This is a genomic window from Pseudoalteromonas sp. M8 (assembly GCF_018141365.1).
GTDB lineage: Bacteria > Pseudomonadota > Gammaproteobacteria > Enterobacterales > Alteromonadaceae > Pseudoalteromonas.
Genome location: NZ_CP047240.1, coordinates 424,504 through 448,552 on the forward strand (window position 1 = coordinate 424,504; position 24,049 = coordinate 448,552).

Below are 24,049 nucleotides of genomic sequence, written 5' to 3' on the forward strand. Positions count from 1 at the left end.
GGCTTCCTTAAATGATGTAGTAAATATAACCGACGAAGCTTGCGACAAGTATGCCACCTTCCAAGCGGTTGATGCGGCGCTGACCTGTTAAGCTGAGGCTCATTAGGATAAGCAGCAGTGTCGCGCCAAGCATAATAAATATATCACGTGACGCAATATTGGCGTCGAGGACGGATGGGTTAATGATCCCAGCAATGGATAGCACGGCCAATATATTAAAGATGTTCGAACCAATAATATTGCCAAGCGCTAGATCGTCCTCCTTCTTTAGTACACCAGCAACACAAGCAGCAAGCTCGGGTAAACTAGTACCAACGGCGATAATGGTTAATCCTATTAGCAGGTCACTCATGCCAAAATATTTGGCGATATCAACCGCAGCGCCAACGAGATAGTCCGCGCTAATAGGCAGTAAAATCATACCCACGATTAACCAGAAAACAGCTTTTTGAGTTGGAATATTATTTGGCACTTCTTCACAGGCTTCACTGACAAATGGGTCATCATTATCTCCACCACCACGCTTGGTGATAATGATAAGTGCAAGAAGAAAAGCGGCGAAACCGACTAATAACAAAACACCTTCTACGAAACTAAAGTGGTTATCACTAACGATATACCAAGCTGCCAATGAAACGACGACTAACAGCGGCATTTCGCGGCGCAAAATACCAGAGCCAACGGAGAGTGGCCTTAATAACGCGGTGAGACCCAAAACGAGTAAGATATTGGCGATGTTAGAACCTATGGCATTGCCCACGGCGGTGTCTGTTTTATCTGCAAGAGCGGCTTGCGCAGCAACCATCATTTCTGGTGCTGAAGAACCCATGGCCACGATAGTTAAACCAACAATTAATGTTGGTACACCAAAGTTTCGTGCAAGAGCGGCCGCACCAAAAACAAAGCGGTCAGCACTCCAAACCAGTGCAATAAAGCCAAGAATGAGAATAACAAACGATAAAACCATGAACCTCTAGCCAATAGGATTAAAATTTCGATAGATACTACCAAAAGCGCTCTGGAAAGTATAAGCAAACCGTTACATTTCACTACTTACAAAATTTTACCAAAACGATTTTCCATCTTGTTTGAAAAAAAAGTATCATACTTGGATGAATATAGTCTGGATCTGGAGAGCGACTTGTCGCAGTCAATTGTAGAAATCAAGGATGTAACCTTCTCTCGGGGTGAAAGGATCATCTACAAAAACATGAGCTTTTCCGTACCAAAAGGCAAAATTACCGCAATAATGGGGCCGAGCGGCATTGGTAAAACCACCATGCTGCGTTTAATCGGTGGTCAGCTTAAGCCTGATAGCGGTGATATTCTTTTTGCTGGAAACAGTATCCCTAACATGTCACGAGCAGCTTTGTATCAAGCTCGAACGCGCATGAGTATGTTATTTCAAAGCGGTGCTTTGTTTACCGATATGAGCGTGTTTGACAATGTGGCATTTCCTCTACGCGAGCATACCGAGTTATCTGAAGAACTAATCCGTTTAGTGGTGCTAATGAAGCTTCAAGCGGTTGGTCTTCGTGGTGCAAAAGATTTAATGCCGGCAGAGCTCTCTGGCGGTATGGCAAGACGTGCGGCTTTAGCGCGTTCTATCGCACTTGATCCTGAATTAATTATGTACGATGAACCGTTTGCAGGTCAGGACCCAATCTCCATGGGTGTTCTAGTTCGCTTGATTAAGTCGCTTAATGAAGTGTTGGGATTATCGTCGCTGATAGTTACCCATGATGTCACCGAAGTACTGAGCATTGCTGACCACGTCGTTATTATTGCTGAACAAGGTGTGATTGGTACGGGAACCCCTGAACAGATGCTTGAACACGAATCGCCATTAGTGCAGCAGTTCTTACAAGGCCTTGCGGATGGTCCTGTGCCATTCCACTTTAAAGCGCCAGATTATCAGCAAGCGCTGTTGCAAGGAGAGTGAGTATGGTCGACTTTTTACAAAAACTAGGCCACAAAACCCTCAGCCGTTTTGCCGCACTTGGCCGTGCCACAACAATGCTTTTTGGGGCGCTATGTAGCTTACCTAATTTCCGAAAAGGCACGCCGCTGTTGATAAAGCAACTTTACATGGTTGGTCATCAATCATTGTTGATTATCATGGTGTCTGGTTTATTTATCGGCATGGTATTGGCATTACAAGGCTATACCGTGTTAGTTGGGTATGGCGCTGAAGATAGCCTTGGACCTTTGGTTGCTTTGAGTTTACTTAGAGAGCTGGGCCCTGTGGTAACCGCACTCTTATTTGCAGGACGTGCAGGCAGTGCGTTAACTGCAGAAATCGGTTTGATGAAGGCAACGGAGCAATTATCTAGTTTAGAAATGATGGCGATAGACCCGCTTAAGCGCGTGGTTGCCCCTCGTTTTTGGGCCGGTTTTATTAGTATGCCGTTACTCGCACTGATATTCTCTGCGATCGCTATTTTAGGCGCACACTTGGTGGGTGTTGATTGGTTAGGCGTAGATTCAGGTAGCTTCTGGTCAATTATGCAATCGCAAGTGTCGTTTCAACAAGACATCTTAAATGGTCTTATTAAGAGTTTCGTATTTGCACTATTAGTAACTTGGATCGCGCTATACAAAGGCTATGACTGTATTCCTACTTCAGAAGGAATAAGTAAAGCGACGACAGAGACGGTAGTACATTCTTCACTGGCTGTACTTGGCTTTGACTTTGTATTAACAGCGGTTATGTTCTCAAGTTAAAAGGTTTTAAAAATGAATACACGGAAAATAGAAATTTTAGTTGGGTTGTTCGTGGCATTGGGCATTGCTGCATTTGTTATGTTGGCGCTAAAGGTGGCTAACTCAGGTTTAAGCGGCAACGGTGAAACTTACACTTTGCATGCTAAGTTCGAAAATATAGGTTCGTTGAAAACTCGTGCCCCAATTAAGGTGGGTGGGGTTGTGATTGGCCGTGTTGATGGAATTCACATCCATCCACAAGAGTTCGTGCCAGTAGTTTCAATGAGTTTAGATAAAAACTACGAGTGTCAGTTTTCCGATACGTCGTCGGTTTCGATTTTGACGTCGGGCATTTTAGGTGAGCAGTATTTAGGTATTTCTCCGGTTATTGCTGCTGAATCTGCGAAGCAAAAATGTCTTGGTCAGGAAGTAACGAGTGAAGATAGCGTTGATCTTGAGTCTCTTTTTGGTGTGGAAACAAAAGCGCTAAAAGACGGTGACATGATCACAGATACAAAATCGGCACTGGTATTAGAAGAGCTAATTGGTCAGTTCCTATTTAATCAAGGGAGCGAGTAAATATGTTAAAAAACATCTATGCAAAATGTCTGACTTTGTTTGTAGCATTGATGGCTACCGCATTGGTTCAGGCGAAAGAAGTGGACTCAAGCGATCCTTATAAAATGGTAGAGCAAGTTGCGGCGCAAACTTTTCAGCGTGTTACGAAAGAGCAAAATATCATTGAAAAAGACAAAGAACACTTACGCGTTATCGTAGAAGAAGAGCTCTTGCCTTACATTGATTACAAATATGCTGCGTATCGTGTATTAGGTTCTTATATTCAAAAGGTTCGCAACATTGAAAGTAAAGAGGAGAAAGCTGCTGCTGTCGAGCATATTAGAGAGTTTATTGAGGTATTCAAAAATTACCTGGTAGCGACTTATGCTGGTGTATTTACTCAATATAAAGACCAAAAGGTAGAGTTTGGTGAGCATCGCCCATTTGAGAATGAAGGTGTGGTGGTTGTTAAGACCAAAATTGTAGAGCCTGGTAAGCCTGATATCAAAATTGATTTCAAAGTTAGACGCGGTCAAGACGGTGACTGGCGTGCTTTTGACATGATGGCGGAAGGCATTAGTTTACTAGATGCCAAACAATCGGAGCTACATGGTATTTTGCGTCAGCAAGGTATTGAGCATGTGATCCAACTGTTAGATAAGAAGAGCAAGCTTCCGGTGCAATTTAGAGGGGATGATGGTGACGCCTAATATTTCATTCACCGAAAGTAAAGGTGAAATCGTGTTAACTGGTGAGCTTACGAGAGCGAGTTTACCAAGCGCACTGAAACAGTCGACCATCGTTCAAGTGTTGAAAAATGCACAATCAACCGTCTATTTTAACCTTTCTGAGGTGACAAGGGTTGACACCGCGGGCTTAGCTTGGTTAATTCACTCTTTAGGTCAATTGAAACAGCGCGACATTCGTCTCGAGCTGAAAAATACGCCTGAGCAACTGCAAAATTTAATGGAGTTGGGACAGGTGACAACCCTATTTGAGTGAGTCTAATGGAAACAAATCAAGTCGAAACTTTATTGAGAGATACACTATCGCTTGACGAGATCATCGTCAAAGCTAATGGTAGTCACTACGAAGTCATTGCTGTTGGAACGTGTTTTGACGGATTAAGAAGGCTGAAAAGAGAACAGCTGATCTACGGCCCACTGATGGATACTATTAAAGACGGCACTATGCATGCTGTTAGTATTCGTGCATTCACACCTGATGAATGGCAAAAAGAGCGCAAATTTATTCTTCCACAATAACGGAGTGCCGCAATGGATCAGTTTGTTATCCAAGGTGGCACCACTTTAGCCGGTGAAGTCACTATTTCAGGGGCTAAAAACGCAGCCCTACCTATTTTATTCGCCGCTCTGCTTGGCGATGGTAAAAGCCGTTTTTCTAATGTACCGCACTTACGCGATATAGGTACCACTGAAGCCTTATTAAAAACACTGGGCGCTGAAGTTGAGTGGGACGGCGATATCTTAGAAATCAACGGAGCAACGGTAAATAGCGTGCTTGCACCTTATGAACTCGTTAAGCAAATGCGTGCGTCGGTACTGGCGTTAGGTCCATTAGTTGCCAGATTTGGTCAGGCGCAAGTTTCCCTACCGGGAGGCTGTGCGATTGGTGCTCGTCCAGTCGATCTGCATATTTCAGGCCTTGAGAAGATGGGCGCCAAGATCAAAGTTGAAAATGGTTATATCCATGCGGTAACCGAGGGTCGTCTTCGTGGCGCTGAGATCTTTATGGAAACCGTCAGCGTTGGTGCTACTGAAAACTTATTGATGGCTGCAACCCTCGCCGATGGTAAAACTGTGATAGATAATGCTGCGCGAGAGCCAGAGATTATTAACTTAGCTGAATGCTTAGTTGCCATGGGTGCCAAGATCAGCGGTGCAGGTTCGAGCCGAATTGAGATAGAAGGCGTTGAGCGTCTTAATGGTTGTGAGCATAAAATCCTTCCTGATCGCATCGAAACAGGGACCTTTTTGGTTGCTGCGGCAATGGCAAAAGGCGAAGTGCTGTGTAAAAACACGGATTATCATAGCCTTGAACCTGTGCTTGAAAAGCTACGCGCCGCCAATGCGATTGTGGAGGTAAGTGAAGACAGTATTTATGTGGATATGCGTCAACGCGCTTTGAAAGCCGTTAATATCAAAACTATGCCACATCCTGGTTTTCCAACAGACATGCAAGCTCAGTTTACCGCATTAAATGTGGTGGCTGAAGGGAGCGCGACAATCACAGAGACTATCTTTGAAAACCGTTTTATGCACGTGCCAGAGCTACAGCGTATGGGCGCGAATATTCGTTTAGAAGGCAACACTGCAATTTGTGGTGAGACTGAGTCGCTATCTGGTGCACAGGTAATGGCAACCGATTTACGTGCATCTGCGAGTCTTATCCTAACGGGTATTGTTGCAACAGGCGAAACCATAGTCGATCGCATCTATCACGTTGATAGGGGTTATCAGAAGATAGAAGATAAGCTAAGTCGTTTAGGTGCAAATATAAAACGCCGTAAAACCTGAGCATAATTAAGCAAATTGGTATAAAAGCGAAAAGCGTCTTCCGGGACGCTTTTTGCTTAACCTTTTTGCCTAATATAACCCTGTTTCGAGTTCAGCGACTTCCACAGTAATGGTGAGGCGCTGACCACCTCTGAGTACTTCAAACTCGAGTTTAGTGCCAGGCGCGGTATTGCCTATCGTCTTCAGTGTACTTTGCGGATTAGTTACAGGCTCTCCACCTACTTTAACCACAATATCATGCTCTTTCATGCCAGCTTGCCATGCGGGACCTAGCGGGTCTAATTCGCTCACAGCAAGGCCGACAATTGGTGTGTAGAGATCCGTTACACTTTTACCTGTATTATCAACTGGCGTGCCTCTAAAGCCGAGATAGCCCCGGATCACTCTGCCATCCATAATAAGTTTATGCATCACGTCCAGTGCAAGATCATAAGGGATCGCAAAAGAGATACCTTGGATATCAATATTCAAACGTGTGCGAAATTGTGCAGAGGTAATGCCAACTAGTGCACCATTAGAATTGACAACGGCACCACCTGAGTTACCAACATTAATCGCGGCATCCATTTGCAGCAAATTATTGAATTGGCTTTCCGTGAGTGTCTGTTTGCCTGTTGCACTGATAATGCCTTGCGTAATGGTTTGTCCAATGTTCAACGGATTACCAATTGCGAGCACCACATCCCCAACACGTGGTGAGTAGTCGTGATCGATAGGAATGACAGGCAAATTCTCGGCTGGAATTTTTAATAAAGCTAAATCGGTGATGGTGTCATAGCCTATCAGTTGCGTATCGCTATACTGGCGGCCATCAGGAAGAAGCACAATGATTTGGTCGGCATTGTTCACCACATGATAGTTTGTCAGTATGTAGCCATCTCGGCTCATGATTACGCCAGAGCCAAGTTCTCTAACCGTGCTTTGTCGCTGATATCTTGGCTGATTGCTAAAGCCCTCGGAAAAAATCGTCACGACCGCTGGAGCCGTTTTTTCTACAGCATCAGCAAAACTCATATGGTGGGCCTGAATATGTGGGGCCTCAAGTTTTGGCAAGTTATCCCTCAGCTCAGGATTAAACCAAATGATGATAAAAGCGATCCCAAGTCCGGCAAGCAGCGGTGGAAAAATGAATTTAATTAATTTGAACACAAGAGCTTATATTTATCGTTATCTAATACTGCTAATAATGACACAAAAAAAAACACAGCGACAAGTTTCGCTGTGTTTCATTTTTAATATTTGTCGATTTCGTTACTGAATGAGGTAGAAAACCGTCTCGCGATCGCGTTTAATCCCTAGTACGATATTGCCTTTAATACCATTAATTAGTTTAGACATATCTTTAACACTAGTGACACGTTGACGATTCACTTGCATGATCACATCGCCTTCTTCAAGGCCAACACGTGCAGCTGGTGAGCGAGGTTCTACTGAGGTAATGACGACACCTTCATTGCCATTGCGCTCGCCACTCTCTAGTACCGCGCCTCGTAGGTTTGGATGTACATCCTCTGCATTCGCTTGTTCTTCTTGCTTACCACCAAGCTCTACGTCGATAAACTTGGTTTTGCCATCACGGTAGACACCAAGTCGTACCTCACGACCTTCACCCATCGTAGCCACTTTACCGTGGAGTTCATTAAAGCTTTCAATGTCGTCGCCGTTGAGGCTGACAATGACATCATTGGCTTTCAGACCCGCTTTGTCCGCTGCTGAATCTTCCACCACGCGCATGACATAAGCACCGCGCTTGACATCAAAGCCTTGTGCTTTAGCAAGACCAGCATCTAAAGTACGACCCAAAATACCCAATGAACCGCGACGAACTTCTCCGTACTCAACAATTTGATCCACTAGGTTTTTCATCATGTTTGATGGAATAGCAAAGCCGATCCCGACATTACCGCCAGACGCGCCTAAAATAGCAGTGTTAATACCAATGAGTTCGCCGTTTAAGTTAACTAGCGCACCACCTGAGTTACCTTGGTTGATTGCCGCATCTGTTTGGATAAAGTCTTCATAGCCTTCGATATTTAAGCCGCTACGGCCTAGTGCACTGATTATTCCTGAGGTGACGGTATGACTTAATCCAAATGGGTTACCAATAGCAACGGAAAAATCACCTACTCTCAACTTGTCTGAATTAGCGAGTTTGATTTCTGTTAGGTCTTCGCCGTCGATTTGTAGTAATGCGATATCGGATTCGGCGTCGCTACCGATTAATTTAGCTTCAAACTCTCTGCCATCCTTTAAGGTGACAAGCATTTCGTCTGCATCATCAATAACGTGATTGTTTGTAACGACATAACCTTTATCTGCATCGATGATGACACCTGAGCCGAGGCCGCTAAAAGGGCGCTTTTGGCTACGAGGCTGTGGTTGTCCAAAGAAAAAGTCGAAAGGGTCGACACGGCGACGCACTTCTTTAGCACCTTTTACTTGGATACTAACAACGCCCGGGGCGACCTTTTCTAGCATAGGTGCTAGCGTTGGTAATTGCTGGCCGTCTACGGCAACAGGAAGTTTGGCCATGCTTTGCTGCGGTAACAGCAATAAGCTAGAAGAAAGTAAAGCGGCCGATAACAAAGATAGTTTAAATTTCATAGTCGTGAAGTACTCCGCTATTAGCGTTAATATAAGTCATAAGGGGCTGATAATTAGCCCCTTATGAGTAATCAATAACTTCTTTTAAAGACTATGGGGTCAACAAAAAGTTTCATCAAGAGGCTTTAATTTGCTCACTTTCTTTTTTTTGACCAGAAAATAACCCAGTTTCACCTTCGGCATAGTCACTAGGTGGTGCCTCAAAACTTGGGTCTTGTTTACGTCTTCTCTCTGGGCGTGCTTGAAGAGAAGCTTGTAGTTGTTCTGTGGTTTCTTTCGAGAAAAAAGGATCCGCAGGATGAGATGGACGATCCTGTGTCAGTAGTTGGTTGGTTTCTTCCACATGGGTAAGCAGCTGTTGATAACTATCCTGCATTTTATTTACTAGTTTTTTGGTGCTAGCTAGGTGATCTGATACGTCTTGACGATATTGCTCAAGGTCGTGCTTAGCTTGTTGTGCTTGCACTTCCAGTTCATCGTGTTTGAACTGCTTTTTCGTTACAAAGCCACCTAAAAAGAATGCAGCAATGGCAACAATGATCAGTAATCCAAGCCAAGTAACGGTAGTCATAGGTTTCTCCCTGTGTGCCTCAACGGCAAATAAAATTAAAACTCTGTTAGAGTTAAATATACGCTGTGAATACAGTCGTGTTAATATAACCTACAAACAAATCGTAAAAAAATATTTAAGTCGATGACGCCTTGGGAAAAATATCAGCAAGATCTACAACGTGATGATTTTCAATATGACAGCGCGCAAGAAAATGCCGTAAAGCATTTACAGCGACTGTATGACGACCTTATCAATCAGCCCCCGGTCAAACAAAACTTCTTCTCGCGACTGTTTGGTAAAGCTGAGCTGCCAAAAGTGAAAGGGTTATACTTTTGGGGTGGAGTAGGGCGTGGTAAAACTTATCTGGTTGATACCTTTTACGATGCGTTGCCGACGGAGCGCAAAATGCGGGTGCATTTTCACCGCTTTATGCATCGTGTTCACGCAGAGCTGAAAAAGCTTAATGAAGTGAAAAATCCTCTGGAAAGCATCGCTGATACGTTCAAATCTGAAACTGACATTATCTGCTTCGATGAATTTTTCGTTCAAGACATCACTGATGCGATGTTACTGGGTGGATTAATGCAGGCGCTGTTTGCGCGCGGTATCGTGTTAGTGGCCACATCGAATATTGTGCCAGACGATTTGTATAAAAATGGCTTGCAGCGCGCGCGATTCTTACCCGCCATTGAATTGGTAAAAGCCAATACTGAGGTCGTTAATGTGGACTCAGGTATTGACTATCGCTTACGCACGTTGGAACAAGCGGAAATTTTTCACAGCCCACTTGATAAACAAGCGGATGAAAACTTATTCGACTACTTTAACAAACTCTCTCCGGAGCCGGGTAAAGCTGGGCAAGCGATTGAGATTGAAGGTCGGATGATCCAAACCCGAATAGTGTCTGATTGTATTGTTATGTTTGATTTCCCAGCGCTATGTGAAACCGCTCGCTCGCAAGTGGATTACATGGAGATCAGTCGCTTATATAACACAGTGATTCTATCTAATGTGAAGCAAATGGGTCAGCAAAACGATGATGCGGCAAGGCGTTTTATTGCGCTTGTCGATGAGTTTTATGAGCGTAATGTAACGCTTATCATCTCGGCTGCAGCGCCGATTACTGAACTTTATACCGAAGGTACATTGAATTTTGAGTTCAAACGCTGTATTAGCCGCTTGCAAGAAATGCAATCCCATGAATATTTAGCAAAAGAGCATTTAGCCTAACGGCAATTACTTTTTTGTTAAGAGGACTTGTTCGGTGTGGGTGTTTGTAAACATCTTATTTGAACGAGTCCTTGTCACGCACACGTCGTCATTTCGTTGGATTTTTTGCCTTTTCTATTTTTTTCGAAATTCTTCAGATTTTCTTGTAGAAAAAAGCACCAAGCGCTGGTTTTCACCCAGAAGGCTTGCTATAATCCGCGGCCTGCCACGTTGCGTTCTATTGCCCTCGTCGGCTTAGCCACTGACTTGAGCGGCATAAAAGTCTTAAACTCGAAGGGGTTAAAGCAAATACAAGTAGAGCGGTAGTCCAAGGACTGCCTGTGGTTTTAAAATTGAAAACTTTGGATTTTTATAATGAAAACGTTTGTTGCTAAACCAGAAACTGTAAAACGTGACTGGTACGTAGTTGACGCTGAAGGTAAAACTTTAGGTCGCATCGCTACTGAAATCGCTCGTCGCCTTCGCGGTAAGCACAAAGCTGAGTATACTCCACACGTTGACACTGGTGACTACATCATCGTAATCAACGCTGAGAAAGTTACTGTAACTGGTAACAAAACTCAGGACAAAATGTACTATGCTCACTCTGGTTACCCAGGTGGCCTTAAGTCTATCAACTTTGAGAAACTTCAAGCTAAAAAGCCTGAAATGATCATCGAGAAAGCGGTTAAAGGCATGTTACCTCGCGGTCCTCTAGGTCGTGAAATGTTCCGTAAACTTAAAGTTTACGCTGGTAACGAGCACAACCACGCTGCGCAGCAGCCTCAGGTTCTAGACATTTAAGGAGCACTATCATGGCAAATCAATACTACGGTACAGGTCGTCGTAAAAGTTCAAGTGCTCGCGTATTCCTACGCCCAGGCACTGGCAACATCGTAATCAATAAGCGCTCTTTAGAAGAGTTCTTCGGTCGTGAAACTTCTCGCATGGTTGTTCGTCAGCCTTTAGAGCTAGTTGAAATGACAGAAAAGTTTGACCTATACATCACTGTTGCAGGTGGTGGTACAACTGGTCAAGCGGGTGCTATCCGTCACGGTATCACACGTGCACTAATGGAGTTTGACGAGTCTCTACGTCCAGCTCTACGTAAAGCTGGCTTTGTTACTCGCGATGCTCGTAAAGTTGAGCGTAAGAAAGTTGGTCTTAAGAAAGCACGTAAGAAGACACAGTTCTCTAAGCGTTAATTTATTACGTTTCAAGAATTCAAAAACCCAGCTTATGCTGGGTTTTTTGTTTTTAGCATCTCCTATGTGCACATCAATCTCTCGTATTTACGAGGTATCTAATTCGTTTTGTCCTACTTATTTGCTCAAAAATATCGCGTCGAGTTAAAAAAGTTCAATAAATATAATAATTAGTGCAATTCGAGCGGTAACTTGGCGGTTTTTTTTGCTACAATTGGCGAAGCAAGTAGAAAGGCCTGAGATCCAGTCACGCGATTTGGTGCGTATCCTTAGTCGGGGGGTTGATCTTAGTCAGTATATTGTTGTGTCAGATGCGATATCATAAATACTCGGTTTCATGCTCGAAGTAATCATAGATGATTTTCTGCGGGTTTATTCGGGCATGGATCTGGAATAACCTTGTTTTAATCAAGGTATTTATTTATGATCGCGTCTATTTTGTAATTTCTTAAATTAACCTGCTGTAACTGATGTTCTCAATATAGCAAGTGTTGGGAATCAAGTGGAGATAAGTGGATGAGCAATGCGCCTGTAGACAACAGCCGACGTCGCTTTTTAACTATCGCTACCTCTGTTGTAGGTGGCGTTGGTGCGGTTGGAGCTGCTGTTCCTTTTATTGCGTCCTGGAATCCAAGTGAGCGAGCTAAATCTGCAGGTGCGCCTGTAGAAGTAGATATCAGCAAACTTGAGTCTGGACAACTTATTCGTGTTGAGTGGCGAGGCAAACCAGTTTGGATTGTTAATCGTACACCAAAAATGCTAGAACAAATGAAGCAACACGAAGACCAACTTCGTGATCCTAACTCTGAAGAGCCACAGCAGTTGGCATCTGCGCAGAACGGTTTCCGTTCTAAGCGACCTGAGCTTTTCGTCGCGGTTGGGATTTGTACTCACTTAGGATGTTCACCATCTTTCCTTAACGGAAGCTTTGGTGAAAAAGTAGAAGGCACTGATAGTGGTTTCTTCTGTCCTTGTCACGGTTCGAAGTTTGATATGGCGGGGCGCGTATTCCAAAACGTACCTGCACCACTAAACTTAGAGATCCCTCCGTATACCTTTATTGACGACACTACCATTTTGGTAGGTGAAGAAGAAGGGGTTGCATAATGTCTGTTAATGTAGATAAAGCAGCAAATACGGGCGTTGTGGGCAAAGTTGTTGATTGGATCGATGCTCGTATTCCGATGACTCGCGTCTGGAATATGCACATTGCTCAATACCCAGCGCCAAAAAACTTTAACTTCTGGTACTTGTTTGGTTCACTCGCCATTCTAGTACTGGTAAACCAGATTGTAACGGGTATCTGGCTAACTATGAACTTTGTACCTTCTGCTGAAGGTGCATTTGCATCCGTAGAATACATCATGCGTGATGTTGAATACGGTTGGTTATTACGATACCTACACTCTACCGGCGCATCCGCATTCTTTATCGTGGTCTATCTTCACATGTTCCGCGGTATGATCTACGGTTCTTATCAAAAGCCACGTGAACTACTGTGGTTGTTCGGTATGTTTATCTTCCTAGCACTAATGGCTGAAGCTTTCATGGGCTACTTATTACCATGGGGTCAGATGTCTTTCTGGGGTGCTCAGGTAATCATTTCATTATTCGGTGCAATCCCTGTAATTGGTGATGACTTAACGCTTTGGATCCGTGGTGACTACGTTATTTCTGGTGCAACGCTTAACCGCTTCTTTGCACTACACGTTATTGCACTACCATTAGTACTGGTTATCTTAGTATTCCTTCATATTGTTGCACTGCACGAAGTAGGCTCAAACAACCCTGACGGTGTTGAGATCAAGCGCAAGAAAGGCTCTGTAGCTGAGGAAGACAAACCTAAATTTAAATTCCATGAATACTACACTGATAAAAAAGATATTGTGGATGCAATTCCATTCCACCCTTACTACACAGTAAAAGATGTCTTAGGTGTTGCTGGCTTCTTAATTTTCTTCTGCGCAATTGTATTCTTTGCACCAGAAATGAACGGTTTCTTCCTTGAAGCGCCAAACTTTGAAGCTGCAAACCCGCTGAAAACGCCAGAGCACATTTTCCCAGTTTGGTATTTTACGCCATTCTACGCAATCCTTCGTGCTATCCCTGACAAGCTAATTGGTGTACTAGCAATGGGCGCTTCAATCGTAGCATTGGCACTACTGCCTTGGATTGACCGTGGTTCGGTTCGTTCAATTCGCTACCGTTGTGGTTTCCATAAGTTGAACATTGCTCAGTTTGTTGTCACATTCGTTATCCTTGGTTGGATTGGTGCAACACCGCAAACTGACTTTAAAACGCTATTGTCGCAAATCACGACAGTAACTTATTTTATGTTCTTCGTGTTGCTATTCTTCTACAGTAAAAACGAGAAGACGAAGCCACTACCAACGAGGTTGACGAAATGATGAAAAAGCTAGTAATCGGTTTATTCGCATTGTTGCCAACGTTATCGATGGCAGCGGGCCCATCAGTGCCTTTGATGGAAGCAAATAATGACTTAACTGATAAAGCATCTTTACAGCGCGGCGCTAAGTTATTTATGAACTACTGCCTTGGCTGTCACCAAATGCAATATCAGCGTTATGAGCGTACTTTCCGTGACATCGGTATTCCAACTGAAATTGGTCAAGAAACGCTTATTTTCGATGGTTCAAAAGTAGGTAGCCATATTAAAAACTCTATGGCTAAAGATGATGCTGCAAAATGGTTTGGTGCTGCGCCACCGGACTTAACACTTATCTCTCGTGTTAAGTCTCCGGACTACATCTATACTTACTTGAAGTCATTCTATAAAGATGAGTCTCGCCCATTTGGTGTGAACAACGTTGTTTTCCCATTGGTCGGTATGCCTCACGTACTACAAGAGTTACAAGGCTTGCCAACACCGATCACTGAAGAAGTGGAAGAACACGGTCACACAGTGACTAAAGTTGTTGGCACTGAAACAGATGGTACCGGTGAGATGAGTGTTGATGAATATGACCAAGCAGCACGTGACCTTACAAACTTTTTAGCTTATGTAGGTGAGCCTTCTCGCCTAGAGTCAGAAGCTATTGGTATTAAGGTTATTGGTTTCTTAGTTATCTTCTTCATCCTGGCATTCTTCTTGAAGAAAGAATACTGGAGAGATGTTCATTAATTTGAATATTCAAAGGTGATTTTTGCAATAGGGGCGTTCGCCCCTTTTGCTGTTTAAAGTGATTTAATTACTTTTAGTTTTTTAATGGAGGTAGGCATGGCCGTTGCTGCCAATAAGCGCCCTGTAATGACACTTTTTTCTGGGTCAAACTGTATGTACAGTCACCAGGTACGTATCGTACTTGCTGAGAAAGGTGTAAGTGTTGATATTCACCAGGCTGAAAAGGACAACTTACCAGAAGCTCTACACGAGATTAACCCGTATGGCACTGTTCCTACGCTAATCGATCGTGAGCTTGGCTTGTACCAAGCGAATATCATTATGGAGTATCTAGACGAGCGCTTCCCGCATCCTCCTCTGATGCCTGTATATCCAGTAATGCGTGGTCGTAGTCGTTTAATGATGCACCGCATTGAAACTGACTGGTATTCACTTGCTGAAAAGGTCTCTGCGGGTGGTGATGAAGCTGTACGAGCTCGTAAAGAGTTAACCGAAGCACTACTAGCTGTAGCACCTATCTTCAATGAAGCACCTTATTTCATGAGTGAAGAGTTCAGCTTAGTTGATTGTTATTTAGCTCCACTACTTTGGCGTTTACCACAGCTTGGTATTGAGCTGAATGGTGCTGGTAGCAAAGAGCTAAAAGAATACATGCTGCGTTTATTTGAGCGTGACTCATTCCAAGCATCGCTAACGGATGCAGAGCGTGAGATCAGATCGTAATGACGTCTAATCGTCCTTACTTACTACGCGCGTTTTACGAGTGGATTGTTGATAACGAATGTACACCGCATTTAGTGGTGAACGCAGACTTTCCCTCGGTACAGGTTCCAACACAATTTGTGCAAGAAGGGCAAATTGTGTTGAACGTAAGCCCGTCTGCTGTGACGAATTTCTCTATGGACAATCAAGCGCTGAGCTTTAACGCTCGGTTTGGTGGTCAACCGATGCAGGTATATGTGCCAAACGGTGCGGTATTGGCTATCTATGCAAGAGAAAATGGTGAAGGCACGGTATTTACACCTGAAGAAGAAATCTTTGAAGATGAAGAGTTTGATTTGGTAGAAGAGACGGAAGTCTCACAATCGCCAGAGACTAAGCCGGAACCTGAAAAGAAAAAAGGTTCTCACCTTCGAGTGATAAAATAAAAAAACCTGCGGATGCAGGTTTTTTTATGGCTATTGTTTAGATGTACTCAAAGGCTTTAATCACACGTTTGACACCATTAATATTTCTGGCGATTTCTACGGCTGAGTTTGCTTCTTGTTTGGAGACTAAGCCCATTAAGAACACTTCGGCATTTTCAGTAACTACCTTAATATTTGCGCCATTGACTTCGTCGGCCGCCAGCAGTTTGGTTTTAACTTTGGAGGTCAGCCACGTATCATGTGTTTGCGTCGTGATGCCGATGTTTGAGCTTATTCTCAACTGATTATGTACTTGCTTAATCCCAGCAACGTTCTGTAGCGCACGCTCAGCTTCCGTTTTCATTTCTTGATTAGTGACCTGACCAATCATTAATACTACGCCATTAACACTCACCAGCGTGATATTGGCATGATCTGCAAGGCGCTTAATCTCTTTGATGGCAAGCGTACCTTTAATCTCGATATTGTTATCGTCAATTTGTGCACCGATAGTGCGTCTATCATTTGCAGCAGACACCGCACCGGCTGTACCAGCAACTACCGCAGCAGCACACCCTTGTAGTAACAAGATGGCGGCAAGTAAAGAGGTTATTCTCATCATCATACTTCGTCCTGAGGGAATAAAATTGCGTCGATTAGCTCACTTAAACAGTGAGTATTGAATAGTTGTGACTCGATTATCCGGCTTGGGCGTTTACTTGGGATCCGGATCTCTACGTCCTGTGGGCCCAATAGGCCGGTGATTTCACCACCATCATCGCCAACTAACGCGATGACTTTCATATCTCTAGTCAGGGCTGCTTCCACTGCGCCAATAACCGTCTTTTCTTGCCCGTTTATGGCATACGCCACCAGCAAGTCTCCTTGCTGCGCGAATGCGCGTATTTGCTTGGCAAAGCGCTCTCTGGCTTTACCATTTTCTGGTGACGCCAAATTATATTGCTCATTCGTTAGTGCAATCGCGGGCAGACACGGGCGTTCGGTTTCGTAAAAGTTGCTTAAGATGGTTGCGAAGTGGTGCGCCAACATATGATTACTTGGCGCGCCGCAGCAGATGATTTTATTGCCATTGATCAGGCTCTGAGCCATAGTCATAGCTGCGGTTTCTAGTGCTTTAGGCAATACTTCGCCTGCCGCTATCTGCGCTTGAATTGACTCTGTAAATATAGACTTTATAGATTCTTGCATGCTAAAAAATATTTCTAATCCAGTTTATTTCAGGGGGATCGGCCCCTTGAATGGCAACAAAGTCGACTCTAAGTTGCGTGTTATGCAAATTTTGCTGTGCTAAATAATTATAAATACTACGCTTTAATCTTTGAAGCTTAGTTTTTGATAGTGCGTTAATTGCGCCACCAAAGTGACTGCTATCGCGATACTTTACTTCAATAAACACTAAGGTTTGCGACTCTCGCATAATGAGATCTATCTCTCCGTATTTACAGAGATAGTTTCTGGTGACGGGGGTTAATCCTTGTCTTATCAAGAATTGCTCCGCAATCAACTCAAAATGCTCGCCCTTACTCCGTGTGTTGCTAAATAGTCCTTTAAACATCCAGATATCCTATCTGATCAAAGAGTCTCCCACAGGTTTCTCTTGTTGCATAAATAATGGTAGTGGAGGCTGTTCATCCAAGCTCACCAAACGAATTTGTTTATTATGATACTGTGCCCAACTGAGCTTTCGTACTACGTCACTGCCACCGCGGATGCTGAGCTGGCCGGTTAAGCCATCAAAACTTTTTCCCGAGAGCCAAGCCAGTTGGCGCAGCTCGGGGACTAAATTTGTGGCGTCATATGCCATTGCAAACAAGCGCTGCTCTAAGTCGGCCTGCTCAGGCCATAAAGATTGATAGGCATCTCGAAGCGGTGCTTTTTCAACGGCACCCGGTAGCATCCAAGGTTGCTCGGTAAAATAAAGTCCTTCTAAATCGCCCTTATCAGTAACATCAATTTGTTTACTATAGCTGCGAGAGCTGGCATATAAAGGGATCCTGTCGGCAAATGTACTGACATTGACGTCTAAATAAGGTTTGAGCAGTCGAGTTTCCATTGCATCACCTAAAATATAGATGGCATCAATGTCGCGTCTAGAGCGTGTTTCGCTTTTGACCTCTTTGCGAAATAGACTTTTGATGACGCTAGTGCGTGACTTTGAAGCGTCCACCTCTAAAATATCGGTGATGACATCCGCCATATTTTTACTATTAGTGTAATAACCTACTTCTGGTGCGGTCTCACTGTAGCGTTTCCAACCTTGATCAAAATACTCAATTAAACGCTTACCAGAGGCATTCGCTGGAGCCAGTAACATGGGTTTTTTATAGCCTTTAGCAAGAAAGTGCTTCATTGCTTGCTCGACTTCATGCTCAGGATTAAGCGCAAAAAAGTACTGTTCACTACTGCTAGGCGTAAGCGTTTCGCGTGCATTTAAAAACAAAGTTGGGTAAGCCGCAAAACCTTTATCTGAGAGTAGTTTTTCAACGTTGGATTTTAATAATGGACCAATGACAAAATCGACATTTGCCTCAGCAAGTTGCGTTACGATTTCAGACTCGGATGCCATTTCATCAATGAAGAAGACTTCTTCAATCGTCCCTTCGTCAGTGGCAGCCAAGAAACCATTTTTAAGCGCTGTACCGAGTCGCTCGCTCGCACCAGATTGTGGTAATAACACCGCAAGTCTTTTAACTTGGTAAGGTTCGAGCGCAACAGCGCCTTGTAAATCTTTAGGCAGCAAAGCAACCGCAGGGTGATTAGTAAAACGACGACGCCAATTATTCATGGCTTGGTCGAGCTGGACGCTCGAACCCAAATAAATTTGTTGATATTTAGCCAGTGTTACCCAACCACGTTGTAAAACAGAGCCAGAATCAAAGCGCTCTAGAGCGTAACTTGATAGCTGTTGTAGCGCGAGCCAAATCTCTTCGTGTAACCCGGCCACCGCTAAGTTATGTTCATTGGCAATATCGGCCGCTTTAAAGTATTCAACCAACGCTTTTTTTGGTAATTGTTGCGAGGCATAAATACTACCCAGTAAATACTCATACCAAGCTTGGTGTTCAGGGGTGTTGAGTCGCCCCTCTAGCGTGTTTAGGATGGCTAACGCATTGGCATACTGCGATAATTCTTTGCGAGCATATGCGATGTATAATTTGTTTTGAATATGATCAACACTGGCTTTAGCTTCCATCGCTAAACCAATTTGCTCTAACATTTGCCAGTCTTTTTCTAAGATAGCAGCGTCTCTGGCTGCATATAGCAATTGGATTTTGGCAACGCCTTCTTTACTCTGCGCCTTTGCAAATAACGACGCGGCATTGTCATCCGATTGGCTAACGGCTTTAGTTGTTTTAGTTTCTTGGGGGATTTGGTGACATTTGTACTTGTACTACAAGCGGATAACCCCGACAATATGGCAACTAAAAGCGCTATCTTTTTAAACTGCACAGGCAAACCTTCTTTTTCACGACTGAGTGGATATCTTACTGACTGATATTGGAGAGCTCAATGGCTAATCTTCACAACGAAAACAAAATCGGCACCCTACATATTGTAGCGACACCAATAGGTAATTTAGATGACATCAGTGAACGTGCACTGAAAGTGTTAAGTCAGGTCGATTTAATCGCTGCCGAAGATACGCGCCACACCGGTAAATTATTGAGCCACTTTAGCATTAAAGCAAAAACTTTTGCACTGCATGATCACAACGAGAAGCAAAAAGCGCAGCAAATTTTAGATTGGTTAAACGAAGGCAAAGACATCGCGCTAGTGTCTGATGCGGGTACGCCGCTTATCAGCGATCCAGGCTATGCTGTGGTAAACCTGTGCCGTGAAGCGGGTGCTACCGTTACTCCCGTTCCTGGCGCGTGTGCCGCCATTGCTGCCGTGAGTTGTTCAGGCTTACCAACAGATAAATTCCAATTCGTGGGATTTTCACCAGCAAAAAGCCAAGCGCGTCAGCAATTTTTTAAAGATGCAGTCGCCTCTGGCATCACCAGTATCTTGTACGAAAGCACCCACCGCATTATGGCGAGTCTAGAAGATATGAAAATCGCGCTGGGCGAAACACAACAAGTCGTTTTTGCTAAAGAACTGACCAAAACCTACGAAACCTTTTTCAGTGGCACGGTTATCGAGCTCATTGAGTTTTTAACCGCAACGCCTGAAAAGCAAAAAGGTGAGCTGGTGTTGATGCTACCCGGTGAACAAAGAGATGAACAAGCATTAACGCCAGAAGCGAAAAAGCTGATTGAGTTACTAGAGCCTGAAATGCCATTGAAGAAGGCCTGCGGCGTGGCAGCTGAATATTTAGGGCTAAAAAAGAACGCCTTGTATAAGGCTATCATTGCTGAGCGAGAAGCGTAATACACGCAATTTATCGCGTGCGTTATTGCATTAAAGTGCGTATAATCGCCCGCCTGAGTCAGCCGGATAATCGCTGCCTGTGACGAAAATGATCAGGGGGAGGAAAGTCCGGGCTCCAATGGGCAGGGTGCCAGCTAACGGCTGGGGGGCGTGAGCCTACGACAAGTGCAGCAGAGAGAAGACCGCCTAAGTCCTTCGGGACCGGTAAGGGTGAAAGGGTGCGGTAAGAGCGCACCGGGCCACTGGTAACAGTTGGTTGCAAGGTAAACTCCACCCGGAGCAAGACCAAATAGGGTTCCTTATGGTGTGGCCCGCATCGGAACCGGGTAGGTTGCTCGAGCCTAGGAGCGATCCTAGGCCTAGACGAATGATTATCGATCTCCTTCGGGAGTGAACAGAACCCGGCTTATAGGCTGACTCACACCTCAAGCGTAAACATCCCTACATGAGATGTTTACGCTTGAGACTCCCACTTTATCACCTCACGATTACCTTGTTAAAAACGCCATTTATTTGTATATCTCACCACTTTTCGTTAATTTATTCACCAGTGTTTTCTCGTTGAATTCATTTAAGTGACTGATAAGAAATAACTTTTATGGTTGGTACAATACTTGGAAAGATAGAGCCATCTCTCAAACGAAAATGAGTAATGGAACTATCATGTACAAGAACAACAAAGTTTTACTATCAACCCTTTTATGGTTTGGCACGCTTTTATGGTCGGCATTATTTTCATCCTTGGTGAAGGCTGAGTCGGTAGACAAGCTGATCAAAACCCTCATGAAAGAAAGGCATATTCCGGGCTTACAGTTAGCCGTGGTTAAAGACGATAAAATCATTAAGCAAGGAAGTTATGGTTTTGCAGACTTACAGCATCAAGTGCCTGTGACTGAGCAGACGTTATTTCCGATTAATTCGATGACAAAGGCGTTTACCGGTGTTGCGATTGTACAGCTCGCTGAGCAAGGTTATCTAAACATTGACGATGAAATTGGTAAGCACTTACCCGATTTACCAAAGGCTTGGCAGCAACTTAAAATTAACCAATTAATGGGTCACACCACAGGCTTGCCACCGATCCTAGCATCAAATTACGCTCTAGAAACCATTGTACCGAACGATATTGATGCCTCATGGCAAGCTGTGCAAAAGCAGCCTCTTTTCACACCATGGAAGAGTTACGTCCTTACATCAATACTTTAAAATATTTGCCCACTATTTTGCGATACTCTGATAGACTGATCAAAGAAAAAGTCATTAGATTAGTAATTTTTAACATGAAAAAATATTGGTAAATCAATGTGTTGGTAGGGGTTTAAAAAAAGGGTAATAGGCTTTAATGTTTGAGAAAGTATATTTATCGTTATGCTCAATTGTTCTGAAAAAGCAGCTACTGTTTTATAAGATTAATTGAAAGTAGGGAACTATTAGTTCATAATTACGTCAAATAAAACGTCAAAAAAAATGTCTACTTTTAAGCTGAGCTCATAGGATAAAAAGTGAAATATCAAAAGCCGCCAGTCAAATACGTTGCCGCTAAGTTAAGATTTAGCAAGGTGTTTGGCAAATATGCTGAAGACAAATATAAAGATGTTCTTAATAAACTAGAAACAATTGGTCTTGAAAGAATTGTTGTAAGTAAAGTTAATCAATTAGAATTACATCAGTCTGGTGAAAACTTTAAGTTTTCAGAAGGAACAGTTGATAGGGTTGGTTTTTTTTCCGCTAATAGTAAGCGTTGCGCTATTATTTCGGAGCAAGTTTTAGAGTTCAGATTGAGTGAATATGACGATCATAAACATTTTTTAGATGATGCCTATTCATTCTATGAGAAGTTTATTGAAAGCGGCTTTGCCGTAGAAAATCCAATTAGTGAGATTGAACTTCATTATGTTGATCACTTTATTCCTGTGGAATGTGAATTAGCAGACATGTTTCAAGGAGTCACTTTGCCCATAGGTCAATTCTATAGTAATGGCAACGACTTTTTTCAATTTGGCGGACTAAACTTTAGCCGAATTCTTGACTCTAAAAGAGAGAAAGTACAGGTATCTCTAGAGCAGCTACCGATAGGGGCTACGGGAGAAGGTGAACAAAGAAACTTACCAAAGCTTTTACCAGACACTCTGATAGAACCAGATAGTAAATTAGGCATGCCGATTTCTGTAGAATATCCAGAAAGTTCGGTTGGTAAGCATTACGCACTAGTGCATACCCAAGGTTCAAAATTAATTACACCTGAAGACAATAAAACCGAAATTAGAGAGCATTTAGAAGAGTTGTATAAAGAAGGCCGATTAACATTTGATAAAATGATTAATGCTGAAGTTTGTAATGGAATTTGGGAATTGATGGAGTAAGTTTATGCAAGTGTATGATTTAGCTAGTATTGGTGGGCCAGCCGCAATGTTGCCACCTCCGATAGAGGTTTATACAGAAAAAGAAGCTAGATTTCTGCCTCCTAGAGTACATGTAGAAAATAACACCTATGTCATTTACTCTCCAAAGACTAAAGCAGAGAGCGAACGGCCTTTGCCAGCATTATTACATGTTGAGGATTGTGTATCTCTATGTCAGAGGGTATTAGGGTTAAAAATCCAAGAAATTGCTAAGTTACTTGATATTTCAAGGGCCTCTTTAGATTTGCATAGAAAAGGTAAAGTAAAAAATATGGAACCATATTTTAAACTCGCTTGCTTTGTTAATCATATAGAAGAGTCATTTAGTGGTGACATATGCAAAGCCATGCGAAGTGTCCTTATTGAAAGGAAAACACTAGTGCAGCATTTGCTTGCGAACAAAGATAGTCTTGAAAAGATGATACCTTATTTCGAAAAGGCAAGTGATAAATTAGATAGTATAACGCTTAGAAAGGTTAAAATTGATGCGAACTTAGCTGCTACTCGGTTAGCTGGTATAGGTCAAGTAGGCTAATTTGAGGTAGGTTTAGTCAGTGCAAGAGTTGATTGAAATTGGTATTCGTCAGGGAACAATTCTTACTTTCGATAAGGGGATTGGTAGCGATAATTCAATTTTTCAAGACATAAAAGCAGGGCGATTTGGACTATTCTCGGATGGAAAGGTAGGTCCTTCTAATATTTTATTAGTGCTCACGCAGGAGTGTGGGATTGCTTCTAGAAACACTATCGAAGTCCTACAAGGGAAGAAAGAGAAAAGGTTTAATGAAGAAAAGTATCAACATCTATTAAATGCTCAAGACTATAGTAAATTAGTTTTTAAAATAGGTGAAGACTTTTATAGCTTTAAAGAAACTGAGCTTTCTAAAGTGAATCAAGAAGCTATTTTGAAGTTGTTTCATGATGAGCTTATCAGGCTTGAACAGCTTGCTCATTGGCAAAAGCGACGCCTCTTAGATTGGAGAAGACTAGAGTATACTAGAGTACCTTTCCCCGATAAGTTTAATCGGGCCTTTAAATATTACTATACTGCAGAAGGTAAATGGTTCCCAGATTTTCTTCAGGAAAATCAGGAGAATATAGATTCTGTACGGGTTTATATTTCCCCTGATAATGATGAAAATGCAGATGAATACAATATATCTTTTTGCGCACTTCTGACTGATGATTGTAGTGAGGAACAGGCGGAAGAAATTTCTGTTAAGCTTTTGGAAATGCTTACTGAAATTAATGAAAAAGAATCATTCCTTAAACCATTACAGTTAGATAGTTATGAAGGGGAAATAGATGTTCCGGATGCTGTAATGTTGTCACTGACAGGGCGCTACGATGAATTTACTTTTGCTAATGCCTTTCATATGAAAGAGTTTAATCTAGAGTTTCTTTGTTATTAGCGTGAAATATTTTATTGTTAGCATAAAGCGTGTTGATGTATCACTATAAGTTTGTACACACAAGTTCAGTATAATCAGCTATTTTACTACCACCTACTGCGGCTCACCATTTTCAATAAGTGAACGCTATCCGTAATTATCAGTATTGACCTATTCGACTGGATTAAGCTAGCCCATCGTAAATTTAAAACTGATCTTCCCTTGA

Annotated in this window: 27 protein-coding genes, 1 other RNA gene and 1 pseudogene; 21 read left to right on the forward strand and 8 right to left on the reverse strand. The window is 43.0% G+C overall.

The genetic code is table 11. The features are described from left to right. Positions 1–7: 7 nt before the first annotated feature. Positions 8–967, reverse strand: coding sequence for a calcium/sodium antiporter (locus tag GSF13_RS07020; protein ID WP_010605929.1), 960 nt, complete (start codon positions 965–967; stop codon positions 8–10). Positions 968–1,141: 174 nt separating this feature from the next. Between GSF13_RS07020 and GSF13_RS07025 the strand changes: the two genes are divergently transcribed. From GSF13_RS07025 to murA, 7 genes are read left to right on the forward strand one after another with little or no spacing between them, the layout of a single operon-like run. Beyond that, entirely contained in the window at positions 1,142–1,942 is an 801-nt protein-coding gene (locus GSF13_RS07025; RefSeq protein WP_010376674.1) for an ATP-binding cassette domain-containing protein, read from the forward strand. 2 nt (positions 1,943–1,944) lie between these two features. Next, complete coding sequence (gene mlaE / locus GSF13_RS07030; RefSeq protein WP_010376675.1) at positions 1,945–2,724, forward strand: lipid asymmetry maintenance ABC transporter permease subunit MlaE; 780 nt, start codon at positions 1,945–1,947, stop codon at positions 2,722–2,724. Between the two features lie 12 nt (positions 2,725–2,736). After that, entirely contained in the window at positions 2,737–3,282 is a 546-nt protein-coding gene (gene mlaD / locus GSF13_RS07035) for an outer membrane lipid asymmetry maintenance protein MlaD (protein ID WP_010376676.1), read from the forward strand. A 2-nt stretch (positions 3,283–3,284) separates the two neighbouring features. Next, positions 3,285–3,971 (forward strand): ABC transporter substrate-binding protein, encoded by a 687-nt coding sequence (locus GSF13_RS07040; protein WP_206473430.1) that lies wholly within the window; start codon positions 3,285–3,287, stop codon positions 3,969–3,971. Further along, complete coding sequence (locus tag GSF13_RS07045; protein WP_010376680.1) at positions 3,958–4,263, forward strand: STAS domain-containing protein; 306 nt, start codon at positions 3,958–3,960, stop codon at positions 4,261–4,263. The genes GSF13_RS07040 and GSF13_RS07045 overlap by 14 nt, the downstream gene beginning before the upstream one ends. Before the next feature lie 5 nt (positions 4,264–4,268). Then, positions 4,269–4,526, forward strand: coding sequence for a BolA family protein (locus GSF13_RS07050; protein ID WP_010605927.1), 258 nt, complete (start codon positions 4,269–4,271; stop codon positions 4,524–4,526). A gap of 12 nt (positions 4,527–4,538) precedes the next feature. Then, positions 4,539–5,798 carry a UDP-N-acetylglucosamine 1-carboxyvinyltransferase gene (gene murA, locus GSF13_RS07055; RefSeq protein WP_017219046.1) on the forward strand — a complete coding sequence of 420 codons (1,260 nt, stop codon included), beginning with the start codon at positions 4,539–4,541 and terminating at the stop codon, positions 5,796–5,798. Positions 5,799–5,867: 69 nt separating this feature from the next. Here murA and GSF13_RS07060 read toward each other — a convergent pair whose 3' ends face one another. From GSF13_RS07060 to GSF13_RS07070, 3 genes are all read right to left on the reverse strand, one after another. Continuing rightward, complete coding sequence (locus GSF13_RS07060) at positions 5,868–6,947, reverse strand: trypsin-like peptidase domain-containing protein (RefSeq protein WP_206473432.1); 1,080 nt, start codon at positions 6,945–6,947, stop codon at positions 5,868–5,870. A 102-nt stretch (positions 6,948–7,049) separates the two neighbouring features. Further along, a complete protein-coding gene (locus GSF13_RS07065; RefSeq protein WP_010376687.1) occupies positions 7,050–8,402 on the reverse strand; it encodes a DegQ family serine endoprotease in 1,353 nt (450 codons plus the stop codon). Between the two features lie 115 nt (positions 8,403–8,517). Next, positions 8,518–8,973 carry a YhcB family protein gene (locus GSF13_RS07070; RefSeq protein WP_010376689.1) on the reverse strand — a complete coding sequence of 152 codons (456 nt, stop codon included), beginning with the start codon at positions 8,971–8,973 and terminating at the stop codon, positions 8,518–8,520. Between the two features lie 123 nt (positions 8,974–9,096). Between GSF13_RS07070 and zapE the strand changes: the two genes are divergently transcribed. The 8 genes from zapE (at position 9,097) to GSF13_RS07110 (ending at position 15,659) form a co-directional block, all read left to right on the forward strand. Further along, positions 9,097–10,185, forward strand: a complete 1,089-nt coding sequence (zapE, locus tag GSF13_RS07075) for a cell division protein ZapE (protein WP_211867606.1) — start codon at positions 9,097–9,099, stop codon at positions 10,183–10,185. Positions 10,186–10,539: 354 nt separating this feature from the next. After that, the gene (rplM, locus tag GSF13_RS07080) at positions 10,540–10,968 is read left to right on the forward strand and encodes a 50S ribosomal protein L13 (RefSeq protein ID WP_010376694.1); all 429 of its coding nucleotides are present in this window, start codon (positions 10,540–10,542) and stop codon (positions 10,966–10,968) included. An 8-nt stretch (positions 10,969–10,976) separates the two neighbouring features. Next, positions 10,977–11,369 (forward strand): 30S ribosomal protein S9, encoded by a 393-nt coding sequence (gene rpsI, locus GSF13_RS07085; RefSeq protein ID WP_161796706.1) that lies wholly within the window; start codon positions 10,977–10,979, stop codon positions 11,367–11,369. Between the two features lie 516 nt (positions 11,370–11,885). Beyond that, complete coding sequence (gene petA, locus GSF13_RS07090; protein WP_010376697.1) at positions 11,886–12,476, forward strand: ubiquinol-cytochrome c reductase iron-sulfur subunit; 591 nt, start codon at positions 11,886–11,888, stop codon at positions 12,474–12,476. Beyond that, complete coding sequence (locus GSF13_RS07095) at positions 12,476–13,777, forward strand: cytochrome b N-terminal domain-containing protein (RefSeq protein ID WP_017219050.1); 1,302 nt, start codon at positions 12,476–12,478, stop codon at positions 13,775–13,777. Before petA ends, GSF13_RS07095 begins: the two co-directional genes overlap by 1 nt. After that, positions 13,774–14,511 carry a cytochrome c1 gene (locus GSF13_RS07100; protein ID WP_029215832.1) on the forward strand — a complete coding sequence of 246 codons (738 nt, stop codon included), beginning with the start codon at positions 13,774–13,776 and terminating at the stop codon, positions 14,509–14,511. Before GSF13_RS07095 ends, GSF13_RS07100 begins: the two co-directional genes overlap by 4 nt. Before the next feature lie 96 nt (positions 14,512–14,607). Beyond that, positions 14,608–15,234 (forward strand): stringent starvation protein SspA, encoded by a 627-nt coding sequence (gene sspA, locus GSF13_RS07105; protein WP_206473437.1) that lies wholly within the window; start codon positions 14,608–14,610, stop codon positions 15,232–15,234. Beyond that, positions 15,234–15,659 carry a ClpXP protease specificity-enhancing factor gene (locus tag GSF13_RS07110; protein ID WP_010605921.1) on the forward strand — a complete coding sequence of 142 codons (426 nt, stop codon included), beginning with the start codon at positions 15,234–15,236 and terminating at the stop codon, positions 15,657–15,659. Before sspA ends, GSF13_RS07110 begins: the two co-directional genes overlap by 1 nt. A 37-nt stretch (positions 15,660–15,696) precedes the next feature. Here the strand turns inward: GSF13_RS07110 and dolP are convergent, their stop codons facing one another. From dolP to GSF13_RS07130, 4 genes and pseudogenes are all read right to left on the reverse strand, one after another. Further along, positions 15,697–16,263, reverse strand: a complete 567-nt coding sequence (gene dolP / locus GSF13_RS07115; RefSeq protein WP_017219053.1) for a division/outer membrane stress-associated lipid-binding lipoprotein — start codon at positions 16,261–16,263, stop codon at positions 15,697–15,699. Then, positions 16,260–16,847 carry an SIS domain-containing protein gene (locus GSF13_RS07120; protein ID WP_010605919.1) on the reverse strand — a complete coding sequence of 196 codons (588 nt, stop codon included), beginning with the start codon at positions 16,845–16,847 and terminating at the stop codon, positions 16,260–16,262. The genes dolP and GSF13_RS07120 overlap by 4 nt, the downstream gene beginning before the upstream one ends. Before the next feature lies 1 nt (position 16,848). Then, positions 16,849–17,214 carry a YraN family protein gene (locus GSF13_RS07125; protein WP_174170494.1) on the reverse strand — a complete coding sequence of 122 codons (366 nt, stop codon included), beginning with the start codon at positions 17,212–17,214 and terminating at the stop codon, positions 16,849–16,851. A 9-nt stretch (positions 17,215–17,223) separates the two neighbouring features. After that, positions 17,224–19,109 (reverse strand): annotated as a pseudogene (locus GSF13_RS07130) (penicillin-binding protein activator). A 60-nt stretch (positions 19,110–19,169) separates the two neighbouring features. On the opposite strand from GSF13_RS07130, the gene rsmI reads away from it, so the two are divergent. The 6 genes from rsmI (at position 19,170) to GSF13_RS07160 (ending at position 23,844) form a co-directional block, all read left to right on the forward strand. Continuing rightward, complete coding sequence (gene rsmI / locus GSF13_RS07135) at positions 19,170–20,030, forward strand: 16S rRNA (cytidine(1402)-2'-O)-methyltransferase (protein ID WP_206473442.1); 861 nt, start codon at positions 19,170–19,172, stop codon at positions 20,028–20,030. A gap of 54 nt (positions 20,031–20,084) precedes the next feature. Next, an RNA gene (rnpB, locus tag GSF13_RS07140) (RNase P RNA component class A) lies at positions 20,085–20,455 on the forward strand. 238 nt (positions 20,456–20,693) lie between these two features. Continuing rightward, a complete protein-coding gene (locus tag GSF13_RS07145) occupies positions 20,694–21,236 on the forward strand; it encodes a serine hydrolase domain-containing protein (RefSeq protein ID WP_249122746.1) in 543 nt (180 codons plus the stop codon). A gap of 296 nt (positions 21,237–21,532) precedes the next feature. Continuing rightward, the gene (locus GSF13_RS07150) at positions 21,533–22,393 is read left to right on the forward strand and encodes a TIGR04255 family protein (RefSeq protein WP_211867608.1); all 861 of its coding nucleotides are present in this window, start codon (positions 21,533–21,535) and stop codon (positions 22,391–22,393) included. Between the two features lie 4 nt (positions 22,394–22,397). Beyond that, entirely contained in the window at positions 22,398–22,967 is a 570-nt protein-coding gene (locus tag GSF13_RS07155; RefSeq protein ID WP_211867610.1) for a hypothetical protein, read from the forward strand. A gap of 19 nt (positions 22,968–22,986) precedes the next feature. Next, the gene (locus GSF13_RS07160; protein ID WP_211867612.1) at positions 22,987–23,844 is read left to right on the forward strand and encodes a hypothetical protein; all 858 of its coding nucleotides are present in this window, start codon (positions 22,987–22,989) and stop codon (positions 23,842–23,844) included. Positions 23,845–24,049: the final 205 nt, after the last annotated feature.